We start from the raw sequence: 22,208 nt of genomic DNA, 5'->3' as shown, positions 1-22,208 counted from the left end.
TATCCTTTCAGGCGTCAGCGAAGCCGGTAATTTGTGATACGCGAGAGAGATCAATATTGCCGCCGGAAATAATGCTCACGGTTTTCCGGCCCTGAATATAGTGATCCAGTTTTCCACTTAACAGGGCAGCGGTTGCCAGCGCGCCTGCGCCTTCGGTAACCACTTTATTTCGCTGAATTAGCGCAATCATGCTGTTACGAATATCGTCTTCACTGACCAGCACAATGTCATCGACTAATTCACGAACAATTTCGAAGGTTAATTTCCCCGGGCGGGAAACATCGCAACCATCCGCTAACGTACTGGTGGTACGATGATTCATTATTTCACCGGCATAATAGGATGCGGCCATGCCGTGCACGTTTTCAGCCTGCACGCCGATAATATTAATTGTAGGATTGACGGATTTAATGGCCGTCGCGATACCGGCAATCAGGCCACCGCCGCCAATAGGGACGATGACGTTGTCGACGTCATACAGATCTTCAAGAATTTCGAGGCCAATCGTCCCCTGCCCGGCGATGACTAATGCATCATCGTAGGGCGGGATGAAGATACGGCCTTCCATCTCCACAATTTCACTGACTTTGGCGATGGTATCGTTAAAATTTTCCCCGTGAAGGAACACTTCTGCGGAATAATCTCGCGTTGCGGCGACTTTGGATTTCGGCGCCCCCAGCGGCATGACCACCTTGCCGTCGATGCCCAGCATGGCACAGGAGAGTGAAACGCCCTGCGCGTGGTTACCGGCTGAACAGGCGACCACGCCTTTGCGTCTTTCCGCTTCCGTTAATGAACTTAATTTATTGAACGCACCGCGAATTTTAAACGACCCCGTACGCTGCATATTTTCAAACTTGAGGTATATCTCGCCTTTGCAACGCTCGCTTAAATAATTCGACCGGGGCATGCCTGTTTTATAAATCTTTCCTTCGAGCCGTTTGCGGGCAGCCTGTATTTCTTGAATCGTAACCGGAAGATCGTAAGTAATGTGCATAGAATCCTCTTTATAATAATTAATTTCTTTAAGCAAAGTCTGGGTATCGACGAAATACTCGTTTTCGCCGGGTGTCTTAAAACTGATGCGTTCGGTATATTATTCAGCTCTGGACAGTTGTTTTCGCCTTTCACTATTTTGTGCGGAATATTGCTTCGCTAACTCCACTAATACCGAAGCGGATTTTTTAATACGATAATTTTTCGACCACACCGCCGCATAGCGTGCAACGGGTAATTCATCTTCCACCGGTAAAACCACAAATTGATCGGAACCGAAGGGCGTCACCATGTCACGCGGAATGACCGTGAGGTAATCGGCGTTTAACACCAGGTTATAGATAGTGACGACGGAATCGGTCTGGACAATGTTTTCAATGCTGATGTGGTTATTCTGAAGGGTGGTTAAGAGTTCTTTGTAGTAGCCCATATCGGTTTGCGGCATCACCCACTGTTCATGCGTGAGCGATGCCAGGGTTGTCGAACCGATGCACGTTCGTGATTTGCTGGCGACGAGCACAAACTCGGACTCAAACAGCGGCTCAACGTGCAGATCCTGCAACAGCATTTCATCACTCAATGTTCCGATGGCGAAATCCAGACGCCCATCGCGGATGGCGGGCAGGAACGAGGAGAGCTGCGCTTCGAACATCGAGACGCGGGCCTTAGGAAACACTTCCTTGAACTTTTTGATCATACTGGAGAGAAACGTGAAACCAATCAGCGATGGATAACCAAACGACACATCGATAACGGTGCTGAAGCTCAGCGTACTCATCTCGCTCACCATGTTTTTCATTTCGCGGGTGATGGATTCGGAGTACGCGAGCAACGTTTGCCCTGCACTGGTCAGCTTCACCCCGGTGTTTTTACGCACAATCAGCTCTACGCCAAAATAGGATTCGATGTCGTTGATGATTTTGCTAACGGCCGGTTGTGTCAGACCCAGTTGCCTGGCAGCAGCGCCAATGGAGCCACTTTTTATGACTTCCTGAAATACAACGAGGTGTTGTGTTTTCGGTAGAATAATTGTGTTCATTTTATTCTGCGCTTATTTCCTTATCCCGATGCAGAATTCTAACCATTATGTCCAATGGGGGTATGTGCTGTTACTCACAAATTACTTTTACTCATGCTTACGCTTTAAAATTACAGCAAAATAACTCAATAAAATCATTTAGTTATATAAAAATAACTCGCTCATTCACTGATATCGATCAATAAATAATAGCGGGATGAAAATATTTTATGGCGATAACCGCTGTGTATTTATCATTCCCTGCGAAGAGTAATAACGACGATAATTCAGCCAATTAGCGCTGCTTAAATAAGCAATATTTCCTTTAAACATTTTTGTAATTTATCAAATATGCCAATAACCTATTTATTTCTTCCTGAAAAAGCGTTGCGGTCATCACATATTCACACTGCAAATACATTCAATATCAAAATTTAGTTAATGAATAATTAGAAATAAAATACACCGAAGAAACATTTTTAACAAAAAACAAACACTGTAAAAATGGCATTTCTCAGTGCGTAATTTTGTGATTAAGATCGTCAATGCGCGCATTATCGGCATTGACGTCAAAAAAGAGTGAAATGTGCTTTATGTCGCAAACAGACAAATTACTCACCCCACCTTCCTGGCGGGGTGACGTGCAAGACATTAGCAATGAGTTAACGCACCATCCGGGTGAGCGCAACATGTTGCAGAAGCATAATGGTTTTCGCATCCATGATTTCACCCGTCGAGATGGCCTCCAGTGCCCGGTTCAGCGGCCACTCCAGCACCTCAATGTCTTCGCCCTCTTCTTCCAGGCCGCCGCCGTCACTCAGGCGGTCCGCCTCGGTATATTCCGCAATGAAAAACCACAGCTTTTCCGTTACGGAGCCTGGGCTCATAAAAGCGGTAAAGACTTTTTCAATCTGTGAAATGCGAAACCCGGTCTCTTCTTCCGCTTCTGCGATAATACGCTTCTCGGGTGAGGTGTTATCGAGTAATCCCGCTGCCGCTTCTATCAAGAAGCCGTCGTGACCGCTGATATAAGCCGGCAAGCGGAACTGCCGGGTCAATACCACGGTTTTCTTCTCACGGTTGAAGAGCAACACCACGGCTCCGTTTCCTCGATCATAGGCTTCGCGGCTTTGCTGCTGCCAGCTGCCGTCTCTGCGGCGCAGTTCAAAGGTATATTTGTTGAGGGTATACCAGTCGTCGGAGAGCAGCTGTTGTTGTAGATTTCTCACGGGGGAGACTAAGTTGTGCATGTTTTTTACTCCTGCAGATGACAGCCAGCAAAATATCATGCAAAATCGTGCAATATCAAGAAAATTCAGGAATGCATAAAGTATGTTAGCAAGCCAACGTAAACAGCAGATCCTGGCGCAACTGGCGCAGGATAAAATGGTCCACTCCGCTGCGTTAAGCGCCCAGTTCAACGTGTCGGAGGACTCTATCCGCCGGGATCTCCGCGAACTTGCCGCCGCCGGACTTCTGCAGCGTGTGCACGGTGGCGCACTGCCTGTTTCTGCTGCGATCGCCCCGTATGAAACACGCAAAAACGTGCAATCGCAGGCAAAAAAATCGATCGCGCAAAAAGCGATTAAACTCATTCAGCCAGGTCAGGTGGTGATCGTTGACGGCAGCACGACCACCACAGGGATGATCGCGCAACTGCCCCGGGATCTGCCGTTCACGCTGGTTACCCACAGTCCGGGTATTGCCGTCGGGCTGATTGATTATCCGCAGGTAGAGGTGATTTTGCTGGGGGGCGTGCTGTACAAGCACTCTGTTGTTACCACCGGTTCCGCCATGACCGACGCCGCCAGCAAAATCAATGCAGACCTTTTTTTCATGGGGGTCACCGGTGTGCATCCCGCGGCGGGGTTTACGACAGGTAATTTTGAGGAAGCGGGTGTGAAAAGGTTGCTGTCGCAACGAGCGTCAGAGACCATCGTAATGGCGTCAGAGGAAAAACTGAATGCCGCCTCCGCGTTTGCGATTGGTGATTTAAGCCTCGCCAGCACGTTAATCGTCGACCGTGAACTGGATACCCGCCTGCAGGAAGCGCTCACGCAGCAAGGGGTTTCGGTCATATTCTGATCGACCTGCATGCGCGTTTAGTTCTGAAAAGTAAAAACCCCGCCGAAGCGGGGTTTTGTAAGAAGGTGAAGCTGACCGATAAGCCGCGTTCTTTCATAGAAAGCGGAGTGGACAGTCATTCATCTTATTTAGCGCAGACAGCAAAAACCCCGCCGAAGCGGGGTTTTGTAAGATGGTGAAGCTGACCGATAAGCCGGGTTCTGTCGTGGACAGTCATTCATCTAGGCCAGCAATCGCTCACTGGCTCAAGCAGCCTACCCGGGTTCAGTACGGGCCGTACCTTGTGAACCCCTATTTGGCCTTGCTCCGGGTGGAGTTTACCGTGCCACGGACTGTTACCAGCCGCGCGGTGCGCTCTTACCGCACCCTTTCACCCTTACCTGATCCTGCTTGCGCAGGCCATCGGCGGTTTGCTCTCTGTTGCACTGGTCGTGGGTTTCCCCCCCAGGCGTTACCTGGCACCCTGCCCTATGGAGCCCGGACTTTCCTCCCCTCCGCCCGTCTCCCCCCGAAAGGGGACGACGACGAAGCGGCGACTGTCTGGTCAGCTTCGGCGCGCAGTATAGAGGGTTTAACGGCCGCTGTCACCCTTGGGTGCGCATCCCCACCTGCAAAGTGGCGGCGATATTGCGCGACGCGTGATAAATGTTCTCTGATGCGCCACAAAATGCCTCTTCCAGCGAGCAGACGCTATTCAGCACGCTGAATACCGCATCGATGCCGTATTGATGCACCACGCCCACATCTCGCGTCAGGCAGCCTGCAATGCCAATCACCGGCTTGTGATATTTTTTGGCGACGCTTGCCACGCCAACCGGGACCTTGCCGTGGATGCTTTGACTGTCGATACGTCCTTCGCCGGTCAATACCCAGGTGCAATCATGAATATGTTCTTCAAGCTGCAATGCCTGGGTGACAATTTCAATGCCACTGCGCAACTCTGCGCCCAGAAAGGCCATCAGCGCCGCGCCCATGCCGCCCGCGGCACCCGCGCCCGGCACATTTTTCACGTCGATATGGAGTGATTTTTTGATGATATCCGCGAAGTGGCTGAGGTTTTTATCAAGCTCCACAATGGTCGCTTCATCGGCCCCTTTTTGAGGGCCAAAGACGCGCGAGGCGCCGCTTTCCCCTACCAGCGGATTGGTTACATCACAGGCCACGCGGATGGTGCACGCTTTGAGTCGCGGGTCTAAGCCGGAAATATCGATCGCGTTGAGCGCCATCAGGCCGCCGCCGCCGTTGCCGATCTCCTTACCGTTGGCATCGCACAGCCTGGCACCCAGCGCCTGAATCATGCCCGCGCCACCGTCGTTCGTCGCGCTGCCGCCGATGCCAATAATAATATGGCGAGCCCCTTTGTCCAGGGCGTCGAGAATCAACTCCCCCGTTCCGCGTGAGGTAGTGACCAGCGGGTTACGCTTTGCCGGCGGCACCAGCGCCAGGCCGCTTGCCGCCGCCATTTCAATAATCGCGGTGGTTCCATCCCCGGAAATCCCCCAGCATGCGTTGACCTTTTCGCCCAGCGGCCCGGTCACTTCCACATGCTGCTCCGTCCCCTGCGTGGCGGCGATCATCGCTTCGACAGTACCTTCCCCGCCGTCGGCAACCGGCACTGATACATACTCGGCATCGGGGAAAACTTCCCGAAAACCTCTTTCTATCGCCTGAGCCACCTCAGAGGCAGAAAGGCTTTCTTTATAAGAGTCAGGGGCGATTACGATTTTCATAGTTATAGCCTGTTACTGCACAACGCCGGAGGCATTTCACCGATCCGGCCTTTACTGTCAGCCCGGCCAGCGCAGCGCCACCGGGCAGGACGTCATCAGCGTGTGATTTCCACTTTCGCCAGTTTTTCGTAATAGCATGCAATCGCACTGTGATCGGCCGTGCCCATCCCGTCAGCACGCAGCGCCTGCATCATCTCCATCACCGCTGCCGTTAAGGGCAGCTGCGCACCCACGCCGTGCGACGTGTCCAGCGCATTGGCCAGGTCTTTGATATGCAGGTCGATTCGGAAACCGGGCTTAAAGTTGCGATCCATCACCATAGGCGCTTTGGCATCCAGCACGGTGCTGCCCGCCAGACCGCCGCGAATGGCCTGATACACCAGGTCCGGATTCACCCCCGCTTTGGTGGCTAACGTGAGCGCCTCTGACATCGCCGCAATATTCAGGGCCACGATCACCTGGTTGGCCAGCTTGGTCACGTTGCCTGCGCCAATCTCTCCGGTATGGACCACGGAACCGGCCATCGCTTTCATCAGATCGTAATAGCGATCGAACGTGGCTTTATCGCCCCCAACCATGACCGACAGCGTACCGTCGATTGCTTTCGGCTCCCCGCCACTGACCGGCGCATCCAGCATCTCAACGCCTTTCACTTTCAGTGCTTCGCTGATTTCGCGGCTTGCCAGTGGCGCGATTGAACTCATATCAATCACCACCAGACCCGGTTTCGCGCCTTCGATAATGCCATTTTCGCCCAGCGCCACCTCTTTGACGTGCGGCGAGTTCGGCAGCATGGTGATGATCACGTCACACTGCTCAGCAATCGCTTTGGCCGTCGTGGCCGTTTCAGCTCCTGCGGCAAGCAGTTCTGCAATCACGTCTGGATTACGGTCAGACACCACCAGCGAGTAACCTGCTTTAATCAGGTTTTTGCTCATTGGTTTACCCATGATACCCAGGCCGATAAAACCCACTTTCATTGTCATAATGTCTCTCTCGTCCAGTCGTGATTATTTCTTAAAGGAATCGGCTAACTTCTGCGTGGCAGAGCGGAAAACACCGAGGTCGCTGCCTACGGCAACAAAGGTGGCCCCCCACTCCAGGTAACGGCGGGCATCGGCTTCTACCGGCGCCAGAATGCCGCACGGTTTTCCGTGCGCGTTGGCACGGGCAAAAATATGCTGGATGGCGCGCTGCACGTCGGGATGGTTCGCGTTGCCAAGATGGCCGAAGGCCGCAGCTAAATCGCTTGGCCCCACGAAAATACCGTCTACGCCCTCGGTAGCGGCAATGGCATCTACATTGTCCACACCCTGCTGGCTTTCGATTTGCACCAGGATGGTGATGTTCTTGTTCGACTGCGCAAAGTAGTCCGGCACGGTGCCAAACATGTTGGCGCGATGGGACACCGAAACGCCGCGAATGCCTTCAGGCGGATACCGGGTTGAGGCCACGGCCAGCACGGCCTCTTCTTCATTTTCCACAAACGGAATGAGGAAGTTGTAAAAGCCAATATCCAGCAGGCGTTTGATAATGACCGGCTCGTTCGTTGGCACACGCACCACTGGCGCACTTTGGCTGCCCTTCAGCGCCATCAGCTGCGGTATAAAGGTCGTGATATCATTCGGCGCATGTTCGCCATCCAGGACCAGCCAGTCGAACCCGGCCAGACCGAGCACTTCGGTACTGATGGGGCTGGCAAGCGCAGACCAGCAGCCAATCTGAATCTCTTTCGCCGCCAGGGCAGCTTTAAACTTGTTCGGGAAAATATCGTTACTCATCGTTTTTACCTTTGCTTATTTCTGCAATTCCATGCGTTTGATGTCGCCTACGACGAACAGGTAGCAGAACATCGCTCCCAACGCGGAACAGCCAACGAAGACCAGCGCGGCGTTAAATGAATGCAGCTCGCTGACCAGGTAACCAATGACCAGTGGGGTAACAATCGACGCCACGTTGCCAAAGACGTTAAATACGCCACCGCACAGGCCGACAATCTCTTTCGGAGCCGTATCGGAAATCACCGGCCAGCCCAGCGCGCCAAAACCTTTACCGAAGAACGCCAGCGCCATGAGCATTACCACCAGGGTCGTGTTATCGGTGTAATTACACAGGATGATGGTGGACGCCAGTAACATGCCGAGCACAATCGGTAATTTACGTGCCAGGGTCAGCGACTTACCGCTCTTGATCAGATGGTCAGAGAATACGCCGCCCAGTACGCCGCCGGCAAAGCCGCAGAGCGCCGGGATAGAGGCCACCAGACCGACTTTCAGAATGGACATGCCCTTCTCCTGCACCAGATAAATCGGGAACCAGGTGAGAAAGAACCAGGTAATGGTGTTGATAAAGTATTGTCCAAAAAAGACGCCCAGCATCATGCGATTGGTCAATAACTGTTTGATATAGTGAAGCTTAGGGCCGCTTGCCGCTTTATCGCCCGGCTTCTTGTGATCCATGTCGACCACCGCGCCGCCCTCCGAAATAAACTTCAGCTCTTCGGCAGACATCCGGGGATGATCGGTCGGGTTATGGATAAACTTGACCCACATACCGGTCAGCACAAAACCGATCACACCCATCACGGTAAAGACGTGCTCCCAGCCCCACGCAAAGGTTAACCAGCCCAGCAGCGGCGAGAACAGCGCCAGAGAGAAATATTGCGCGGAGTTAAAAATCGCCGAGGCGGTACCACGCTCTTTGGTCGGGAACCAGGCCGCCACAATACGGGCATTCGCCGGGAAGGAAGGCGCTTCGGAAAAACCCAGCATAAAGCGCATAATAAACATTGAGATACCCGCCCATGCCAGTGGGAAGATATCGACAAACCCTTGCATAAAGGTAAACAGCGACCAGAAGAACAGGCTATAGGTATACACTTTCTTCGAGCCAAATTTGTCCAGCAGCCAGCCGCCGGGGATCTGCATCAGCAGATAGGCCCAGCCAAAAGCAGAGAAGATGTAACCCATCGAGACCGCACTTAATTGCAGCTCTTTCGCCACTTCTGTCCCGGCAATAGAGAGCGTCGCACGGTCAGCATAGTTAACCGCGGTAACAATGAAAATAATCAGCAATATTAAATGTCGGGTATGAATACTCTTTTTCGTTTGTACAGCGGTTTCCAGTGACATGTTTATTTCCTCAGGTACATCGGTCCAGGTATTTTTATTATTTTTGAGAATTTTTAACTGATTATTTTAGATAGCAGGCAATATCGGTTAATTAACCAGATGCAATCAAATCGGGATTAAGTATAAACACCAACCTCTGGCTGCACATTGTCATATTGCTCAATTATCAGCGCAAATATAAACGCTCTGTTGAGCATATGCACAAGCCCCTGGGCGCTAATGCACAGATTTAGGCATTCCGTCCCGCCGCGCGCGCGCTCAAGCATTGAGGAGTGATCCGGATCACATCTTTATCTCCGGACTCCTGACATTCTTTATTAAACAAGGCAGCGTCTTTATTTCTGATAATAAGAAAATAAGCACACTCTCAACTGTATTGAATATCTACCAATTCGCTGGAGAATACTGAGCAATGGCCGACATCGAAATTCGACAAGCCCCCCCGACGGCGTTCTATATAAAAGTGCATGAGACCGATAACGTGGCGATCATTGTCAATGACAATGGTCTGAAAGCAGGAACACGTTTCCCGGATGGCTTGACGCTTATCGAACATATCCCGCAGGGACATAAAGTTGCGCTGGTGGATATTCCCGCGCACGGCGAGATTGTCCGTTATGGCGAAATCATCGGCTATGCCGTCCGGGCTATTCCTCAGGGAAGCTGGATTGAAGAGTCGCTGGTGGAACTGCCTGAAGCCCCGCCGTTAAATACGTTGCCCCTGGCTACACGGGTGCCAGAACCGCTTCCCGCGCTTGAAGGCTATACCTTCGAAGGCTATCGCAATGCAGATGGCAGCGTGGGAACCAAAAACCTGCTGGGCATTACCACCAGCGTGCACTGCGTGGCGGGCGTGGTGGATTATGTCGTGAAGATAATCGAACGCGATCTGTTACCACGCTACCCTAACGTGGATGGCGTGGTCGGCCTGAACCATCTCTATGGCTGCGGCGTGGCGATCAATGCGCCGGCGGCCGTCGTGCCAATCCGTACTATTCATAATATCGCGTTGAACCCGAATTTCGGCGGTGAAGTGATGGTCATCGGGCTGGGCTGTGAAAAACTCCAGCCCGAGCGTCTGTTGCAGGGCACGGAGGATGTGCAGGCTATCAACGTTGATGACGCCAGCATTGTACGTTTGCAGGACGAGCATCACGTCGGGTTTAGATCGATGGTTGACGACATTTTGCAGGTGGCGACGCGTCATCTTGAGAAACTTAACCAGCGCAGACGCGAAACCTGCCCGGCCTCTGAGTTAGTCGTCGGAACGCAGTGTGGCGGGAGCGATGCGTTTTCTGGCGTCACCGCTAACCCGGCGGTGGGATATGCTTCGGATCTTTTTGTGCGCTGCGGTGCCACCGTCATGTTCTCGGAAGTGACCGAAGTGCGCGATGCGATCCACCTTCTCACCCCGCGCGCAATTAACGAAGAGGTAGGCAAGCGCCTGCTGGAAGAGATGGCCTGGTACGATAATTATCTCGATCTGGGGCAGACTGACCGCAGCGCGAACCCTTCTCCGGGTAATAAAAAAGGCGGGCTGGCAAACGTGGTTGAAAAAGCGCTGGGCTCCATTGCGAAGTCCGGACAGAGCGCGATTGTTGAGGTGCTCTCTCCCGGTCAGCGCCCGACCAAACGTGGCCTTATCTACGCCGCTACCCCGGCCAGTGATTTTGTCTGCGGCACGCAACAGGTCGCATCCGGGATTACCGTTCAGGTGTTCACCACCGGCAGGGGTACGCCGTACGGCCTGATGGCGGTTCCTGTTATCAAAATGGCGACCCGTACCGAGCTGGCAAACCGCTGGTATGACTTAATGGACATCAACGCAGGGACCATTGCGACAGGCGAAGAGAGCATCGAGGACGTTGGCTGGAAGTTATTCCACTTCATTCTGGATGTGGCGAGCGGTCGTAAGAAGACGTTCTCCGACCAATGGGGGCTGCATAATCAGCTGGCGGTGTTTAACCCGGCACCGGTGACGTGATTTCATCATAATTCTCGCGAAGCATGGCTCAGGCCATGCTTTTTTTTGCCCTTCTACTTTCGGTTTATTTCCCTAACTTTCGAATCTTTCGTTTTTACGATGCAAATCACAAAAAAACATTCCGAAACCCTATATCTTCTTTCGCATAGACAAAACGAAAGAATTCGGAGGAAGAATGTTCATCATCTCAACGAAAGCGATGTTATTGAAAGCGCAACGTGAAGGTTATGCGGTGCCTGCGTTCAATATTCATAACCTCGAAACGCTGCAAGTGGTTGTTGAAACCGCCTCAGAAATGCGTTCCCCCCTTATTGTTGCAGGCACGCCAGGTACATTTAGTTATGCCGGGACGGGGAACGTTGTGGCCATTGCCAGCGATCTGGCAAAAAGTTACAACCATCCGCTGGCGATCCATCTCGATCATCATGAAGTGTTTGATGATATTGCGCAGAAAGTACAGGCAGGCATCCGTTCTGCGATGATTGACGGTTCGCATTTGTCGTTCGCTGAAAATGTCTCCCTGGTCAAGAAGATGTCTGATTATTGCCACCGATATGATGTCAGCGTGGAGGCCGAGTTGGGACGGCTAGGAGGCCAGGAAGATGATTTGATCGTCAACAGTAAAGACGCCCTTTATACCAACCCGCAGCAGGCTCGTGAATTTGTCGCACTGACGGGCATCGACTCTCTGGCCGTTGCCATAGGCACCGCTCATGGCCTGTATACCGCCACGCCAAAACTCGATTTTGATCGACTGGCTGAAATCCGCCATCAGGTAGATATCCCGCTGGTTCTGCACGGCGCATCCGGGCTGTCTACGGCGGATATTCGCAACGCTATACGTCTCGGTATTTGCAAAGTTAACGTCGCTACCGAGCTCAAAATTGCCTTCTCAAACGCTCTGAAAACCTACTTTATCTCACATCCGGAAACCAGCGACCCGCGGCACTACATGGTGCCTGCGAAAACAGCCATGAAAGAGGTGGTGCGTAAGGTCATTAACGATTGCGGTTGTGAAGGAAAGCTTTAGATCTCAATGCCTTTAGACCTGACCCGGAGGAAACGTGAAAGATATTATTGCCCGACACAAAGTGGGGGAACATATTGGTATTTGTTCAGTTTGTTCAGCACACCCCCTGGTGATCGAAGCCGCACTTAGGTTCGATCTCAATTCAGATAACAAAGTACTTATTGAAGCCACATCCAATCAGGTTAATCAGTTTGGTGGTTATACCGGTATGAAACCCGCTGACTTCAAAAACTTTGTTTTAACTATCGCGAAAGATCTCGGATTCCCGGCAGAACGTTTGATACTGGGAGGCGACCATCTTGGGCCTAATTGCTGGCAGAACGAACCGGCAGAAGCCGCAATGGATAAATCCGTCGAATTGATTAAAGCCTACGTCGCCGCAGGTTTTACCAAAATTCACCTTGATGCCTCGATGTCCTGCGCCGACGATCCTGTTCCACTTGATCCAATGGTGGTGGCCCAGCGCGCAGCAAGGCTCTGTCAGGCGGCAGAAATAACGGCTACTGAAGCGCAGAAAGCCACACTAACCTACGTCATTGGAACGGAAGTCCCTGTTCCAGGCGGTGAAGCCAGCAGTATTAATAGCGTCCATGTGACCCGTGTGGAAGATGCTTCGCAGACGCTAGAAACTCATCGAAAAGCGTTCGGCGCACTGGGTCTGGACGAGGCAATGAAGCGCGTCATTGCAATTGTCGTGCAGCCCGGCGTAGAGTTCGACCATACGCAAATTATCCATTATCAGCCGCATGCCGCAGAGGCGCTTTCTGGCTGGATTCGCCAGACGCCAATGGTTTACGAGGCGCATTCGACCGATTATCAAACGCGCGAGGCTTACCGCGGACTTGTTCGCGACCACTTCGCTATTCTCAAAGTCGGTCCAGCCCTCACCTTCGCGCTGCGCGAGGCAATATTTGCCCTCGCTCAAATGGAAAAAGCGCTTATTGCCCCAGAGCAACGCAGTCAGGTACTGGAGGTGATCGACGAAGTCATGCTGAACGAGCCTGATTACTGGAAAAGATATTACCGTCCAGTCTGGAGCCAGGCGATGGTGGATATTCATTTCAGTTTGTCTGACAGAATTCGTTACTACTGGCCGCACCCACGAATTCGTACAAGCGTGGAAAAATTACTCGCAAATCTGAGCGCCACATCTCTGCCACTGGGGCTTATTAGCCAGTTTATGCCTGTCCAGTTTGAACGTTTGTCGATGAATGAGATCGCGGCAACACCACAAAATCTCGTCATAGACAAAATACAGGACGTATTAAGAGCCTACCGATTTGGCTGTAACCCCGAACACGTCTAATGCCAGGAGAAGCTATGAGTCACGTTTATGTCCGTACCGGAATAGAGTTTGAAAACTGCCAAATGGCGCTGGCCCATATTGGTGAAGAGATGCTGGCAAAAGACGTCGTGCACATGACCTATCCTGCCGCTCTTCTTGAAAGAGAGATGAGCTATCCAACCGGCATTGCGCTTGAACGTCATGCTGTCGCCATCCCCCATTGCGAAGCAATACATGCGAAAAAACCAGCCATTTACCTCATTCGTCCGGACAAGCCTGTGAATTTTCAGCAGGCCGATGATGATGAAAGGGTGGCGGTTTCACTCATTATTGCACTGATTGTTGAGAATCCTGCGGCGCAAATGAAATTGTTGCGTCGTCTGTTTAGTGAGCTGCAAAACCCAGAGACGTTGGACATGCTGTTGAGCGTACCAGCAGAGCTTCTCGCCCAACGTTTTCGGGAGACGATCCTTGAGCCTACCTCTTGTATGCAGGCTTCATAACACACTGATAATAAAAGGAATGCCCTATGAAACGTAAAGTTATCGTTGCCTGTGGCGGAGCTGTCGCCACTTCAACCATGGCAGCAGAAGAAATTAAAGAGCTGTGTGAGGCCCACCATATTGAACTGGACCTTGTTCAATGCCGTGTCACCAAAATCGAAACCTATATGGATGGCGCAAACCTGATCTGTACTACGGCGAAAGTCGACAGAACCTTTGGTGATATCCCTGTCGTACATGGTATGCCGTTTATCTCAGGTGTTGGCATCGAACCATTGCAGCAAAAAATTCTGACAATCCTCAAGGGGTGAGATCATGTTTACCGAAATCATGCGGTATATCCTCGATCTGGGTCCAACCGTAATGTTGCCCATTGTGATTATCATCTTCTCAAAGATGCTGGGAATGAAGCTGGGTGATTGTTTTAAATCAGGTCTTCATATTGGCATTGGCTTTGTCGGGATTGGACTGGTTATCGGCTTGATGCTTGATTCGATTGGCCCGGCCGCGAAAGCGATGGCAGAGCATTTCCAGATCAACCTGCACGTTGTTGACGTCGGCTGGCCGGGTTCATCCCCCATGACCTGGGCCTCGCAAATCGCACTGGTTGCGATCCCCGTGGCAATCGGTGTGAACGTGTTGATGTTAGTGACGCGCATGACGCGCGTGGTTAATGTGGATATCTGGAATATCTGGCATATGACGTTTACCGGCGCAATGCTGCATCTGGCAACCGGCTCGTACTGGCTGGGGATCCTGGGTGTTGTTGTTCACGCGGCGTTTGTCTACAAACTAGGTGACTGGTTTGCCAGAGATACGAAGGAATTCTTCGGCCTGGAAGGCATCGCTATTCCTCACGGCTCTTCAGCGTATCTTGGCCCAATCGCGGTACTGGTCGATACGCTCATCGATAAAGTTCCCGGTCTGAAACGCATTCATTTTAGCGCGGATGACGTGCAAAGACGGTTTGGACCTTTTGGTGAACCGGTGACGGTCGGTTTCGTCATGGGGCTGGTAATCGGACTCCTGGCTGGTTATGACGCAAAATCGGTATTGCAACTCGCCGTGAAAACAGCCGCCGTCATGCTCCTGATGCCCCGCGTTATCAAGCCTATCATGGATGGTTTAACGCCAATTGCTAAGCATGCACGTAAACGCCTGCAGGCAAAATTTGGCGGGCAAGAGTTTCTGATTGGTCTCGATCCGGCGCTGCTGCTCGGCCACACGTCCGTGGTTTCTGCCAGTCTGATTTTTATTCCATTAACCATTCTTATTGCGGTACTGGTACCCGGCAACCAGGTGCTGCCGTTCGGTGATCTGGCGACTATCGGCTTCTTTGTTGCTATGGCCGTGGCGGTTCATCAGGGTAACTTGTTCCGCACGTTAATCTCCGGGACCCTTATTATGGCTATTACGCTGTGGATTGCGACGCAGACAATTGGCCTGCATACGCAACTTGCACAGAATGCTGGTGCCCTGAAAACGGGCGGCATGGTGGCCTCAATGGACCAGGGGGGTTCCCCTGTCACCTGGTTGTTAATCCAACTCTTTACCTGGCAAAACGTCGTTGGTTTCATCGTTATTGGCGCACTTTACTTCACAGGTGTACTACTCACCTGGCGTCGCGCCCGCGCGTTTACAACAGCCGAGAAGAGTGCTGCCAGCCTGGAAGACCAGACGGCATCTTAATATTCGGGGGGCGGCGCTCCCCTTCTTTTTCTGGAGTAGATCATGAAATCAGTGGTTATTCACGCTGAGGGCAGCGTGCGCGTTGAAGAACGCCCCCTACCTCAAATACAGGGCACAGATGATGTATTGGTACGCATTGTGTGCTCAGGTTTATGTGGCTCGGACATCCCGCGTATTTTCGCCAAAGGGGCACATTACTACCCCATAACACTGGGCCATGAATTTAGCGGATATGTCGCGGCTTGCGGCGATTCCGTAAAGGATCTTAAACCAGGCGATGCGGTGGCCTGCGTCCCATTACTGCCCTGTTTTTCCTGTCCGGAATGTGAGAAGGGTTATTACTCGTTATGTAAAAATTATCAGTTCGTCGGCTCGCGTAGTGAAGGCGGCAACGCGGAGTATATCGTCGTGAAACGCGCGAATGTATTCCGCCTTCCTGAAGCGATGGCGATTGAAGATGGCGCCTTTATTGAGCCAATTACCGTAGGGCTGCACGCGTTTCATCTTGCCGCGGGCTGCGAAGGAAAAAATGTCATTATCGTTGGGGCGGGTACTATCGGTCTTCTGGCAATGCAGTGTGCACTGGCGCTTGGCGCAAATAGCGTGAGCGCCATTGATATCAATGACGATAAGCTCGCTCTGGCGAAACGACTGGGGGCTACTGAGGTATTTAACAGTCTCTATCAAAGCGCTGACGAGATCCTTACCGCGATGACTGACCGCAGATTTGATCAGTTGGTGCTGGAGACAGCTGGAACGCCACAAACCGTTTCACTTGCCATTGATATTGCCGGTCCACGCGCGCAGGTTGCCCTGGTAGGAACGCTGCACAATGACCTGAACTTACCCGCCGCAACATTTGGCAAAATTCTGCGTAAGGAGCTAAAGCTTTTGGGAAGCTGGATGAACTATTCAGCCCCGTGGCCAGGAGAAGAGTGGGAAACAGCTACCCGTCTGCTTTCGGCGAAAAAACTACAGCTTGCGCCCCTGATTGCACATAGTGGAGATAGCGAGAGTTTTGCTCAAGCCGTGCAGGCGCTGAATGGTGCTCCGATGCAAGGCAAAATTATGTTGCGCTTCGCATAATCTCTCGAGCCAGCAACCAGAGCTGGCTCACATTTACTTTCGTAATATTACCGTACACCTTTCGCATACCTTCGATTAGAATAGGGAGAGTTAATTATCAGGCACTTCAATATGAACTCATTTGAACGAAGGAACAAAATAGTTGACCTCGTCAACGCTCAGGGCAGCGTAATGGTGCTCGACCTTTCGAATATGTTCGGTATCTCGGAAGTCACCATACGTACAGACCTGCGACTTCTGGAAGAGAAAGGGTTAGTGACACGTTTTCACGGCGGCGCCGCCAGACCCGGAAGTAATCTTGCGGAAAATGATAACCAGGAAGTGGTGCTCGAAGAGCGATACCAGCTTGCAAGCGATCCTAAAAAGCGTATCGCACAGGCCGCAACGGCGATGATACAGGAAGGGATGACCGTTATTCTGGATAGCGGAAGTACGACCATGTTGATCGCAGAAGCGCTGACTAAAAAAGGTAACATTACGGTTATTACGAACAGTCTTCCCGCCGCGTTTGCTCTTTCCGAAAATAAAGATATTACACTGGTTGTTTGCGGCGGTACGGTACGTCATAAAACCCATTCAATGCACGGTACTATTGCCGAACGTTCTCTTGCCGGAATTAGCGCGGACCTGATGTTTGTTGGTGCTGATGGTATCGATGCTACCAATGGTATAACGACATTCAATGAGGGTTACTCAATAAGTAGCGTCATGGCAGCCGCTGCGCATAAAGTCATTGCGGTTCTGGATGCCAGTAAGTTCAACCGTCGGGGGTTTAACCAGGTGCTTCCTATGGCGCAAATTGACTGTGTGATTACGGATGATGGAATCAGCAAACATGAAAGAGATCTTCTGCTCAAAACAGGAACGGAGATCATTACGGTGTAGCTGTTGGTGAAGGCAGCGTTTCTTCCGACATTTCTTCCGACATTTCTTCCGACATTTCTTCCGACATTTCTTCCGACATTTTGAAAATCTGAGCCGGGCAAGCGTCGCGCCACCCGGCCAGAACAAGCTATCTCCTGTTACTCTCCCTGCTGCTCAAGCGCATACTTATAGAGCGCGTTCTTCTTCACGCCGTGAATCTCTGCGGCCAGCGCGGCGGCTTTTTTCAGCGGCAGCTCGGCTTGCAGCAGCGCAAGGGTACGCAATGCGTCGGCAGGCAGTGCGTCCTCCTGGGCTTTATGACCTTCAACGATCAACACCATTTCGCCTTTACGACGATTTTCATCCTCTTTAACCCAGGCGAGCAGCTCGCCCACCGGGGCGCCGTGGATGGTTTCCCAGGTTTTGGTCAGCTCGCGTGCCAGAACCACATAGCGGGATTCGCCCCAGACGGTCACCATATCTTCTAAGCTTTCCAGAAGACGGTGAGTCGATTCATAGAAAATCAGGGTGCGCGGCTCTGCTTCCAGTTCTTTTAGCGTGTCGCGACGGCCTTTGGATTTGGCGGGCAGGAAACCTTCGTAGCAGAAGCGATCGGACGGCAGGCCCGCCGCGCTGAGTGCGGCAATGGCGGCACAAGGACCAGGCAACGGCACGACTCTGATGCCGGCTTCACGACAGGTGCGCACCAGGTGATAGCCAGGATCGTTAATCAACGGGGTACCCGCATCGGAAACCAATGCGATGTTCTGCCCTTCTTTCAGTTTGGCGACCAGCGTTTCAGCTTTTTGTTGCTCATTATGATCGTGTAAGGCGAACAAACGGGCGCTAATGGCGAAGTGCTGGAGCAATAAACCGGTATGACGGGTATCTTCAGCGGCAATTAAATCAACAGCTTGCAAGACGGTAAGCGCACGTTGGGTAATATCAGACAAATTCCCGATAGGAGTAGGTACAATATAAAGCTGGCCTTGAGAATTATCTGCCGTTTCGTGTTGTTTCATTGTTTAGTCCGTATTGCCGATTTAATATTGAGCATTGCCTAAAAAAATATCACTGGATACAGTATGGTACCGTTAACGTTTCTTCGAACAAAAGCTTCGCGCAGCCTTCCTGTTGTGCTGGCAGCCCTGCTCTTTGCAGGCTGTGGCACCCAGGCACCCGATCAGAGTCAAGCCCATATGCAAGGCTCGGCACAAGCTGATTCCGGCTTTTACCTGCAACAAATGTCGCAGAGTTCAAATGATACCAAGACCAACTGGCAATTACTTGCCATTCGTGCACTCCTGAACGAAGGCAAAACGCAGCAAGCCCTCGATTTGTATAATCAACTGCCGCAGGAGCTGAACGATACGCAGCGCCGCGAGCAAACCTTGCTGTCTGCCGAGATGAAAGTTGCCGCGAAAGATTTCCCGGCTGCGAAAAAGATCCTCGGCGGGATAGATATCAGCGCGCTGGATAAAAACCAGCAGGCGCGTTTCTGGCAGGCGGGGATTACGGCTGAACAGGGTCGTCCGTCGCTGACGCTGTTACGCGCCCTGATTGCCCAGGAGCCGCTGTTAAGCGGAGCCGATAAGCAGAAAAACATTGACGCGACCTGGCAGGCCCTCTCGTCGATGACGCCTGAACAGGCGCAAACCCTGGTCATTAATGCCGACGAGAATGTGCTGCAGGGCTGGCTCGATTTACAGCAGATGTGGTTTAACAATCGCAGCGATCCAAAAATGCTGAAAGCCGGTATTACCGACTGGCAGACCCGCTATCCGCAGAACCCTGGCGCTAAAATGCTGCCAACGCAGCTGGTGAACGTGCAGAACTTTAAGCCTGCCTCCACCAGCAAAATCGCGCTGCTGCTGCCGTTGAATGGCCAGGCCGCGGTGTTTGGCCGCACTATTCAGCAAGGCTTTGAAGCCGCGAAGAACGGCACCACGGCGGTGTCGGGCAGCGCGGTTCCGGTTCAGGGTGCGCAGGCTGCAAACGTGAACGACGTTGTGAGCCCTTCCGCCGCTGAGACCAACGATCTGACCACGGCGCAAACGCCTGCCCAGGGCACCCTGCAAAATCCGGTGACGGCACCAACGACGCCTCCTGCCGCGGCACCTGCACAGGCTGCTCAGGCACCTGTTGAAACCCAGGCAGCCCCGACGACGGACGCCGCTCCCGTTGAACAGACGCAAAGCACGACACCTGAACAGCAACCCGCAGCGCAGCCGCCGATGATGGCCACCACCAGCGCAAACCCGGGCGCTGAGCTGAAAATCTACGACACCAGCTCTCAGCCGCTCGACCAGGTTCTGGCGCAGGTTCAACAGGACGGCGCCAGCATCGTGGTTGGCCCGCTGCTGAAAAACAATGTCGAAGAGCTGATGAAAAGCACCACGACGCTCAATGTTCTGGCCCTGAATCAGCCAGAGCAGGTGCAGAATCGCGCAAATATTTGTTACTTCGCTCTGTCGCCTGAAGATGAAGCCCGCGATGCGGCGCGTCATATTCATGAACAGGGTAAACAGGCCCCATTACTCCTTACGCCGCGTAGCACGCTGGGCGATCGCGTGGCGAACGCGTTTGCACAGGAGTGGCAACAGCTGGGCGGCGGTGTGGTTCTGCAACAAAAATTCGGCTCCAGCGCGGAACTACGTGCGGGTGTAAACGGCGGTGCGGGCATTGCGCTCACCGGTAGCCCGGTCACTGCCAGCCTGCCTCAGCAACAAAGCGTGACGATCGGCGGTCTGACTATTCCAGCCCCGCCAACGGATGCGCAGATTAGCGGCGGCGGGAAGGTCGATGCAGCGTACATTGTCGCCACCCCGGAAGAGATCGCCTTTATCAAACCGATGATTGCGATGCGTAACGGCAGCCAGAGCGGCGTCACCCTGTACGCCAGTTCGCGCAGCGCGCAGGGCACCGCCGGGCCGGACTTCCGTCTGGAGATGGATGGCTTGCAGTACAGCGAAATCCCGATGCTGGCAGGCAGCAACCCGGCGCTGATGCAGCAGGCGCTGAGCAGCGTACGTAACGACTACTCTCTGGCGCGCCTCTATGCGATGGGCGTCGATGCCTGGGCGCTGGCGAATAACTTTACCCAGATGCGTCAGGTACCGGGCTATGAGATCAGCGGAAATACCGGCGATCTGACGGCGAATCAGGATTGTGTGATTAACAGGAAGTTATCATGGCTCAAATACCAGCAGGGGCAAATCGTCCCGGCCAGTTAAGCCGCAAGCAGACCGGCGACGCGTGGGAGTTAAAAGCGCGTCGCTGGCTTGAAGGCAAAGGACTGCGTTTTGTCGCCGCCAACGTCCGCGGTCGTGGCGGCGAGATTGATCTCATCATGAAAGAGCATGAGATCATCGTGTTTGTTGAAGTGCGTTTCCGACAGTCGTCTCACTTTGGTGGCGCTGCTGCCAGCGTGACGCTCGCCAAACAACATAAATTATTACAGACTGCCCACTTGTGGCTTGCCCGCCATAATGGGAGTTTTGATACTGTGGATTGCCGGTTCGATGTGGTAGCCTTCACCGGAAACGACATTGAATGGCTTAAAAACGCGTTTGGCGAAGACGCCTAATTAAGAATTTAAAGGGATAACGTGCTCGAAAGAATTAAGGTGTGCTTCACAGAAAGCATTCAGACTCAGATTGCCGCGGCAGAAGCCCTTCCGGATGCTATTTCCCGTGCAGCGATGACGCTGGTGCAATCCCTGCTTAATGGCAACAAAATCCTCTGTTGTGGCAACGGCACCTCCGCCGCCAACGCACAGCATTTTGCTGCCAGCATGATTAATCGTTTTGAAACAGAGCGTCCTAGTTTACCTGCCATTGCACTTAATACCGATAATGTGGTCTTAACGGCGATTGCAAACGATCGTCTGCATGATGAAATTTACGCAAAACAGGTGCGTGCGCTGGGCCATGCGGGGGATGTTTTATTAGCGATTTCTACCCGTGGGAATAGCCGCGACATCGTCAAAGCCGTTGAAGCTGCCGTCACCCGCGATATGACCATCGTGGCGTTGACAGGCTACGATGGCGGCGAACTGGCCGGGCTGTTAGGGCCGCAGGATGTGGAAATTCGCATCCCGTCCCATCGCAGTGCACGTATTCAGGAGATGCACATGCTGACGGTGAACTGTTTATGCGATCTGATCGATAACACGCTTTTCCCTCACCAGGATGATTAAGGAGTAATAATGAAGGCATTATCGACCCTCGCAGTCCTCGTTTCTGCACTGCTACTTCAGGGATGTATTGCCGCCGCCGTTGTCGGTACCGCGGCTGTGGGCACTAAAGCAGCGACCGATCCGCGCTCCGTGGGAACACAGGTGGATGACGGCACGCTGGAGCTACGCGTGAATAGCGCCCTTTCTAAAGATGAACAAATTAAGAAAGAAGCACGCATTAACGTTACCGCGTACCAGGGCAAAGTGTTGCTGGCGGGTCAGGCACCGAACCCCGACCTGGCGGCGCGCGCTAAACAGATCGCAATGGGTGTAGACGGCGCGACCGAAGTGTATAACGAAGTGCGTCAGGGCCAGCCTATCGGCCTGGGAGATGCCTCATCCGATACCTGGATCACCACCAAAGTGCGTTCACAGCTGTTGGGTAGCGATCAGGTGAAATCGTCTAATGTGAAAGTGACCACTGAAAACGGCGAGGTGTTCCTGCTGGGTCTGGTCACGGATCGTGAAGGCAAAGCCGCCGCGGATATTGCCAGCCGCGTCAGCGGGGTAAAACGCGTCACCACCGCCTTTACCTATATCAAATAAAAAAATAGCCCGGCGTTTGCCGGG

The 22,208-nt window shown here is 52.7% G+C and carries 21 protein-coding genes and 1 other RNA gene; 13 read left to right on the top strand and 9 right to left on the bottom strand.

Features of this window, described 5'->3' with window-relative positions; genetic code table 11:
- Window positions 1-7: 7 nt before the first annotated feature.
- From tdcB to LZP96_RS12555, 3 genes are all read right to left on the bottom strand, one after another.
- Window positions 8-997, bottom strand: coding sequence for a bifunctional threonine ammonia-lyase/L-serine ammonia-lyase TdcB (gene tdcB / locus LZP96_RS12565; RefSeq protein WP_064327519.1), 990 nt, complete (start codon window positions 995-997; stop codon window positions 8-10).
- A gap of 99 nt (window positions 998-1,096) precedes the next feature.
- Window positions 1,097-2,035 (bottom strand): transcriptional regulator TdcA, encoded by a 939-nt coding sequence (tdcA, locus tag LZP96_RS12560; RefSeq protein WP_064327520.1) that lies wholly within the window; start codon window positions 2,033-2,035, stop codon window positions 1,097-1,099.
- Between the two features lie 641 nt (window positions 2,036-2,676).
- The gene (locus tag LZP96_RS12555) at window positions 2,677-3,264 is read right to left on the bottom strand and encodes an NUDIX hydrolase (RefSeq protein WP_064327521.1); all 588 of its coding nucleotides are present in this window, start codon (window positions 3,262-3,264) and stop codon (window positions 2,677-2,679) included.
- Between the two features lie 82 nt (window positions 3,265-3,346).
- Between LZP96_RS12555 and LZP96_RS12550 the strand changes: the two genes are divergently transcribed.
- On the top strand, window positions 3,347-4,099 hold the full coding sequence (locus tag LZP96_RS12550) for a DeoR/GlpR family DNA-binding transcription regulator (RefSeq protein ID WP_258926040.1): 753 nt from the start codon (window positions 3,347-3,349) through the stop codon (window positions 4,097-4,099).
- Window positions 4,100-4,272: 173 nt separating this feature from the next.
- Here the strand turns inward: LZP96_RS12550 and rnpB are convergent.
- The 5 genes from rnpB to garP form a co-directional block, all read right to left on the bottom strand.
- An RNA gene (rnpB, locus tag LZP96_RS12545) (RNase P RNA component class A) lies at window positions 4,273-4,651 on the bottom strand.
- 32 nt (window positions 4,652-4,683) lie between these two features.
- Window positions 4,684-5,829, bottom strand: a complete 1,146-nt coding sequence (gene garK / locus LZP96_RS12540) for a glycerate 2-kinase (RefSeq protein ID WP_064327523.1) — start codon at window positions 5,827-5,829, stop codon at window positions 4,684-4,686.
- A 95-nt stretch (window positions 5,830-5,924) separates the two neighbouring features.
- Window positions 5,925-6,818 (bottom strand): 2-hydroxy-3-oxopropionate reductase, encoded by an 894-nt coding sequence (gene garR, locus LZP96_RS12535; RefSeq protein ID WP_309597852.1) that lies wholly within the window; start codon window positions 6,816-6,818, stop codon window positions 5,925-5,927.
- Between the two features lie 21 nt (window positions 6,819-6,839).
- Window positions 6,840-7,610, bottom strand: coding sequence for a 2-dehydro-3-deoxyglucarate aldolase (gene garL / locus LZP96_RS12530; protein WP_064327525.1), 771 nt, complete (start codon window positions 7,608-7,610; stop codon window positions 6,840-6,842).
- A gap of 15 nt (window positions 7,611-7,625) precedes the next feature.
- Entirely contained in the window at window positions 7,626-8,960 is a 1,335-nt protein-coding gene (gene garP / locus LZP96_RS12525; RefSeq protein ID WP_064327526.1) for a galactarate/glucarate/glycerate transporter GarP, read from the bottom strand.
- A gap of 412 nt (window positions 8,961-9,372) precedes the next feature.
- Between garP and garD the strand changes: the two genes are divergently transcribed.
- From garD to LZP96_RS12485, 8 genes are all read left to right on the top strand, one after another.
- Complete coding sequence (gene garD, locus LZP96_RS12520; RefSeq protein WP_064327527.1) at window positions 9,373-10,944, top strand: galactarate dehydratase; 1,572 nt, start codon at window positions 9,373-9,375, stop codon at window positions 10,942-10,944.
- A gap of 175 nt (window positions 10,945-11,119) precedes the next feature.
- Window positions 11,120-11,974 carry a tagatose bisphosphate family class II aldolase gene (locus LZP96_RS12515; RefSeq protein ID WP_064327528.1) on the top strand — a complete coding sequence of 285 codons (855 nt, stop codon included), beginning with the start codon at window positions 11,120-11,122 and terminating at the stop codon, window positions 11,972-11,974.
- A 34-nt stretch (window positions 11,975-12,008) separates the two neighbouring features.
- Complete coding sequence (gatZ, locus tag LZP96_RS12510) at window positions 12,009-13,280, top strand: tagatose-bisphosphate aldolase subunit GatZ (protein WP_064327529.1); 1,272 nt, start codon at window positions 12,009-12,011, stop codon at window positions 13,278-13,280.
- Between the two features lie 14 nt (window positions 13,281-13,294).
- Window positions 13,295-13,762: a PTS galactitol transporter subunit IIA gene (gene gatA, locus LZP96_RS12505; protein ID WP_064327530.1), complete on the top strand. Its 468-nt coding sequence runs from the start codon at window positions 13,295-13,297 to the stop codon at window positions 13,760-13,762.
- Between the two features lie 26 nt (window positions 13,763-13,788).
- Window positions 13,789-14,073, top strand: coding sequence for a PTS galactitol transporter subunit IIB (gene gatB, locus LZP96_RS12500; RefSeq protein ID WP_258926039.1), 285 nt, complete (start codon window positions 13,789-13,791; stop codon window positions 14,071-14,073).
- A gap of 4 nt (window positions 14,074-14,077) precedes the next feature.
- Window positions 14,078-15,451, top strand: coding sequence for a galactitol-specific PTS transporter subunit IIC (locus tag LZP96_RS12495; RefSeq protein WP_064327532.1), 1,374 nt, complete (start codon window positions 14,078-14,080; stop codon window positions 15,449-15,451).
- A gap of 42 nt (window positions 15,452-15,493) precedes the next feature.
- Window positions 15,494-16,537 carry a galactitol-1-phosphate 5-dehydrogenase gene (gatD, locus tag LZP96_RS12490; RefSeq protein WP_064327533.1) on the top strand — a complete coding sequence of 348 codons (1,044 nt, stop codon included), beginning with the start codon at window positions 15,494-15,496 and terminating at the stop codon, window positions 16,535-16,537.
- 111 nt (window positions 16,538-16,648) lie between these two features.
- Window positions 16,649-17,422, top strand: coding sequence for a DeoR/GlpR family DNA-binding transcription regulator (locus LZP96_RS12485; protein WP_064327534.1), 774 nt, complete (start codon window positions 16,649-16,651; stop codon window positions 17,420-17,422).
- Window positions 17,423-17,559: 137 nt separating this feature from the next.
- Here LZP96_RS12485 and rsmI read toward each other — a convergent pair whose 3' ends face one another.
- On the bottom strand, window positions 17,560-18,423 hold the full coding sequence (gene rsmI / locus LZP96_RS12480; protein ID WP_064327535.1) for a 16S rRNA (cytidine(1402)-2'-O)-methyltransferase: 864 nt from the start codon (window positions 18,421-18,423) through the stop codon (window positions 17,560-17,562).
- A gap of 63 nt (window positions 18,424-18,486) precedes the next feature.
- Here rsmI and LZP96_RS12475 point away from each other — a divergent pair, with 63 nt between their 5' ends.
- The 4 genes from LZP96_RS12475 to dolP are packed head-to-tail and all read left to right on the top strand — an operon-like array spanning window position 18,487 to window position 22,184.
- Complete coding sequence (locus LZP96_RS12475; RefSeq protein WP_064327536.1) at window positions 18,487-20,634, top strand: penicillin-binding protein activator; 2,148 nt, start codon at window positions 18,487-18,489, stop codon at window positions 20,632-20,634.
- Window positions 20,592-20,987 carry a YraN family protein gene (locus LZP96_RS12470; protein ID WP_064327537.1) on the top strand — a complete coding sequence of 132 codons (396 nt, stop codon included), beginning with the start codon at window positions 20,592-20,594 and terminating at the stop codon, window positions 20,985-20,987. Before LZP96_RS12475 ends, LZP96_RS12470 begins: the two co-directional genes overlap by 43 nt.
- Before the next feature lie 21 nt (window positions 20,988-21,008).
- Window positions 21,009-21,599 carry a DnaA initiator-associating protein DiaA gene (gene diaA / locus LZP96_RS12465; RefSeq protein WP_003861754.1) on the top strand — a complete coding sequence of 197 codons (591 nt, stop codon included), beginning with the start codon at window positions 21,009-21,011 and terminating at the stop codon, window positions 21,597-21,599.
- Between the two features lie 9 nt (window positions 21,600-21,608).
- Entirely contained in the window at window positions 21,609-22,184 is a 576-nt protein-coding gene (dolP, locus tag LZP96_RS12460; protein ID WP_064327538.1) for a division/outer membrane stress-associated lipid-binding lipoprotein, read from the top strand.
- Window positions 22,185-22,208 lie beyond the last annotated feature (24 nt).

The sequence above is a fragment of the Huaxiibacter chinensis genome, assembly GCF_022171985.1.
Lineage (GTDB): Bacteria > Pseudomonadota > Gammaproteobacteria > Enterobacterales > Enterobacteriaceae > Enterobacter > Enterobacter chinensis_A.
Note: the sequence above shows the minus strand (reverse complement) of the source record. Positions and strands in the feature narration are given on the sequence as shown.

Bases quoted from the DNA above. Each gene is read 5' to 3' on its own strand.
- LZP96_RS12470 (WP_064327537.1), top strand. From the start codon at position 20,592: ATGGCTCAAATACCAGCAGGGGCAAATCGTCCCGGCCAGTTAAGCCGC.
- rsmI (WP_064327535.1), bottom strand. From the start codon at position 18,423: ATGAAACAACACGAAACGGCAGATAATTCTCAAGGCCAGCTTTATATT.
- LZP96_RS12515 (WP_064327528.1), top strand. From the start codon at position 11,120: ATGTTCATCATCTCAACGAAAGCGATGTTATTGAAAGCGCAACGTGAA.
- gatB (WP_258926039.1), top strand. From the start codon at position 13,789: ATGAAACGTAAAGTTATCGTTGCCTGTGGCGGAGCTGTCGCCACTTCA.
- gatD (WP_064327533.1), top strand. From the start codon at position 15,494: ATGAAATCAGTGGTTATTCACGCTGAGGGCAGCGTGCGCGTTGAAGAA.
- LZP96_RS12550 (WP_258926040.1), top strand. From the start codon at position 3,347: ATGTTAGCAAGCCAACGTAAACAGCAGATCCTGGCGCAACTGGCGCAG.
- tdcA (WP_064327520.1), bottom strand. From the start codon at position 2,035: ATGAACACAATTATTCTACCGAAAACACAACACCTCGTTGTATTTCAG.
- tdcB (WP_064327519.1), bottom strand. From the start codon at position 997: ATGCACATTACTTACGATCTTCCGGTTACGATTCAAGAAATACAGGCT.
- LZP96_RS12475 (WP_064327536.1), top strand. From the start codon at position 18,487: ATGGTACCGTTAACGTTTCTTCGAACAAAAGCTTCGCGCAGCCTTCCT.
- dolP (WP_064327538.1), top strand. From the start codon at position 21,609: ATGAAGGCATTATCGACCCTCGCAGTCCTCGTTTCTGCACTGCTACTT.
- garK (WP_064327523.1), bottom strand. From the start codon at position 5,829: ATGAAAATCGTAATCGCCCCTGACTCTTATAAAGAAAGCCTTTCTGCC.
- garP (WP_064327526.1), bottom strand. From the start codon at position 8,960: ATGTCACTGGAAACCGCTGTACAAACGAAAAAGAGTATTCATACCCGA.
- garD (WP_064327527.1), top strand. From the start codon at position 9,373: ATGGCCGACATCGAAATTCGACAAGCCCCCCCGACGGCGTTCTATATA.
- gatA (WP_064327530.1), top strand. From the start codon at position 13,295: ATGAGTCACGTTTATGTCCGTACCGGAATAGAGTTTGAAAACTGCCAA.
- garL (WP_064327525.1), bottom strand. From the start codon at position 7,610: ATGAGTAACGATATTTTCCCGAACAAGTTTAAAGCTGCCCTGGCGGCG.
- LZP96_RS12555 (WP_064327521.1), bottom strand. From the start codon at position 3,264: ATGCACAACTTAGTCTCCCCCGTGAGAAATCTACAACAACAGCTGCTC.
- LZP96_RS12495 (WP_064327532.1), top strand. From the start codon at position 14,078: ATGTTTACCGAAATCATGCGGTATATCCTCGATCTGGGTCCAACCGTA.
- LZP96_RS12485 (WP_064327534.1), top strand. From the start codon at position 16,649: ATGAACTCATTTGAACGAAGGAACAAAATAGTTGACCTCGTCAACGCT.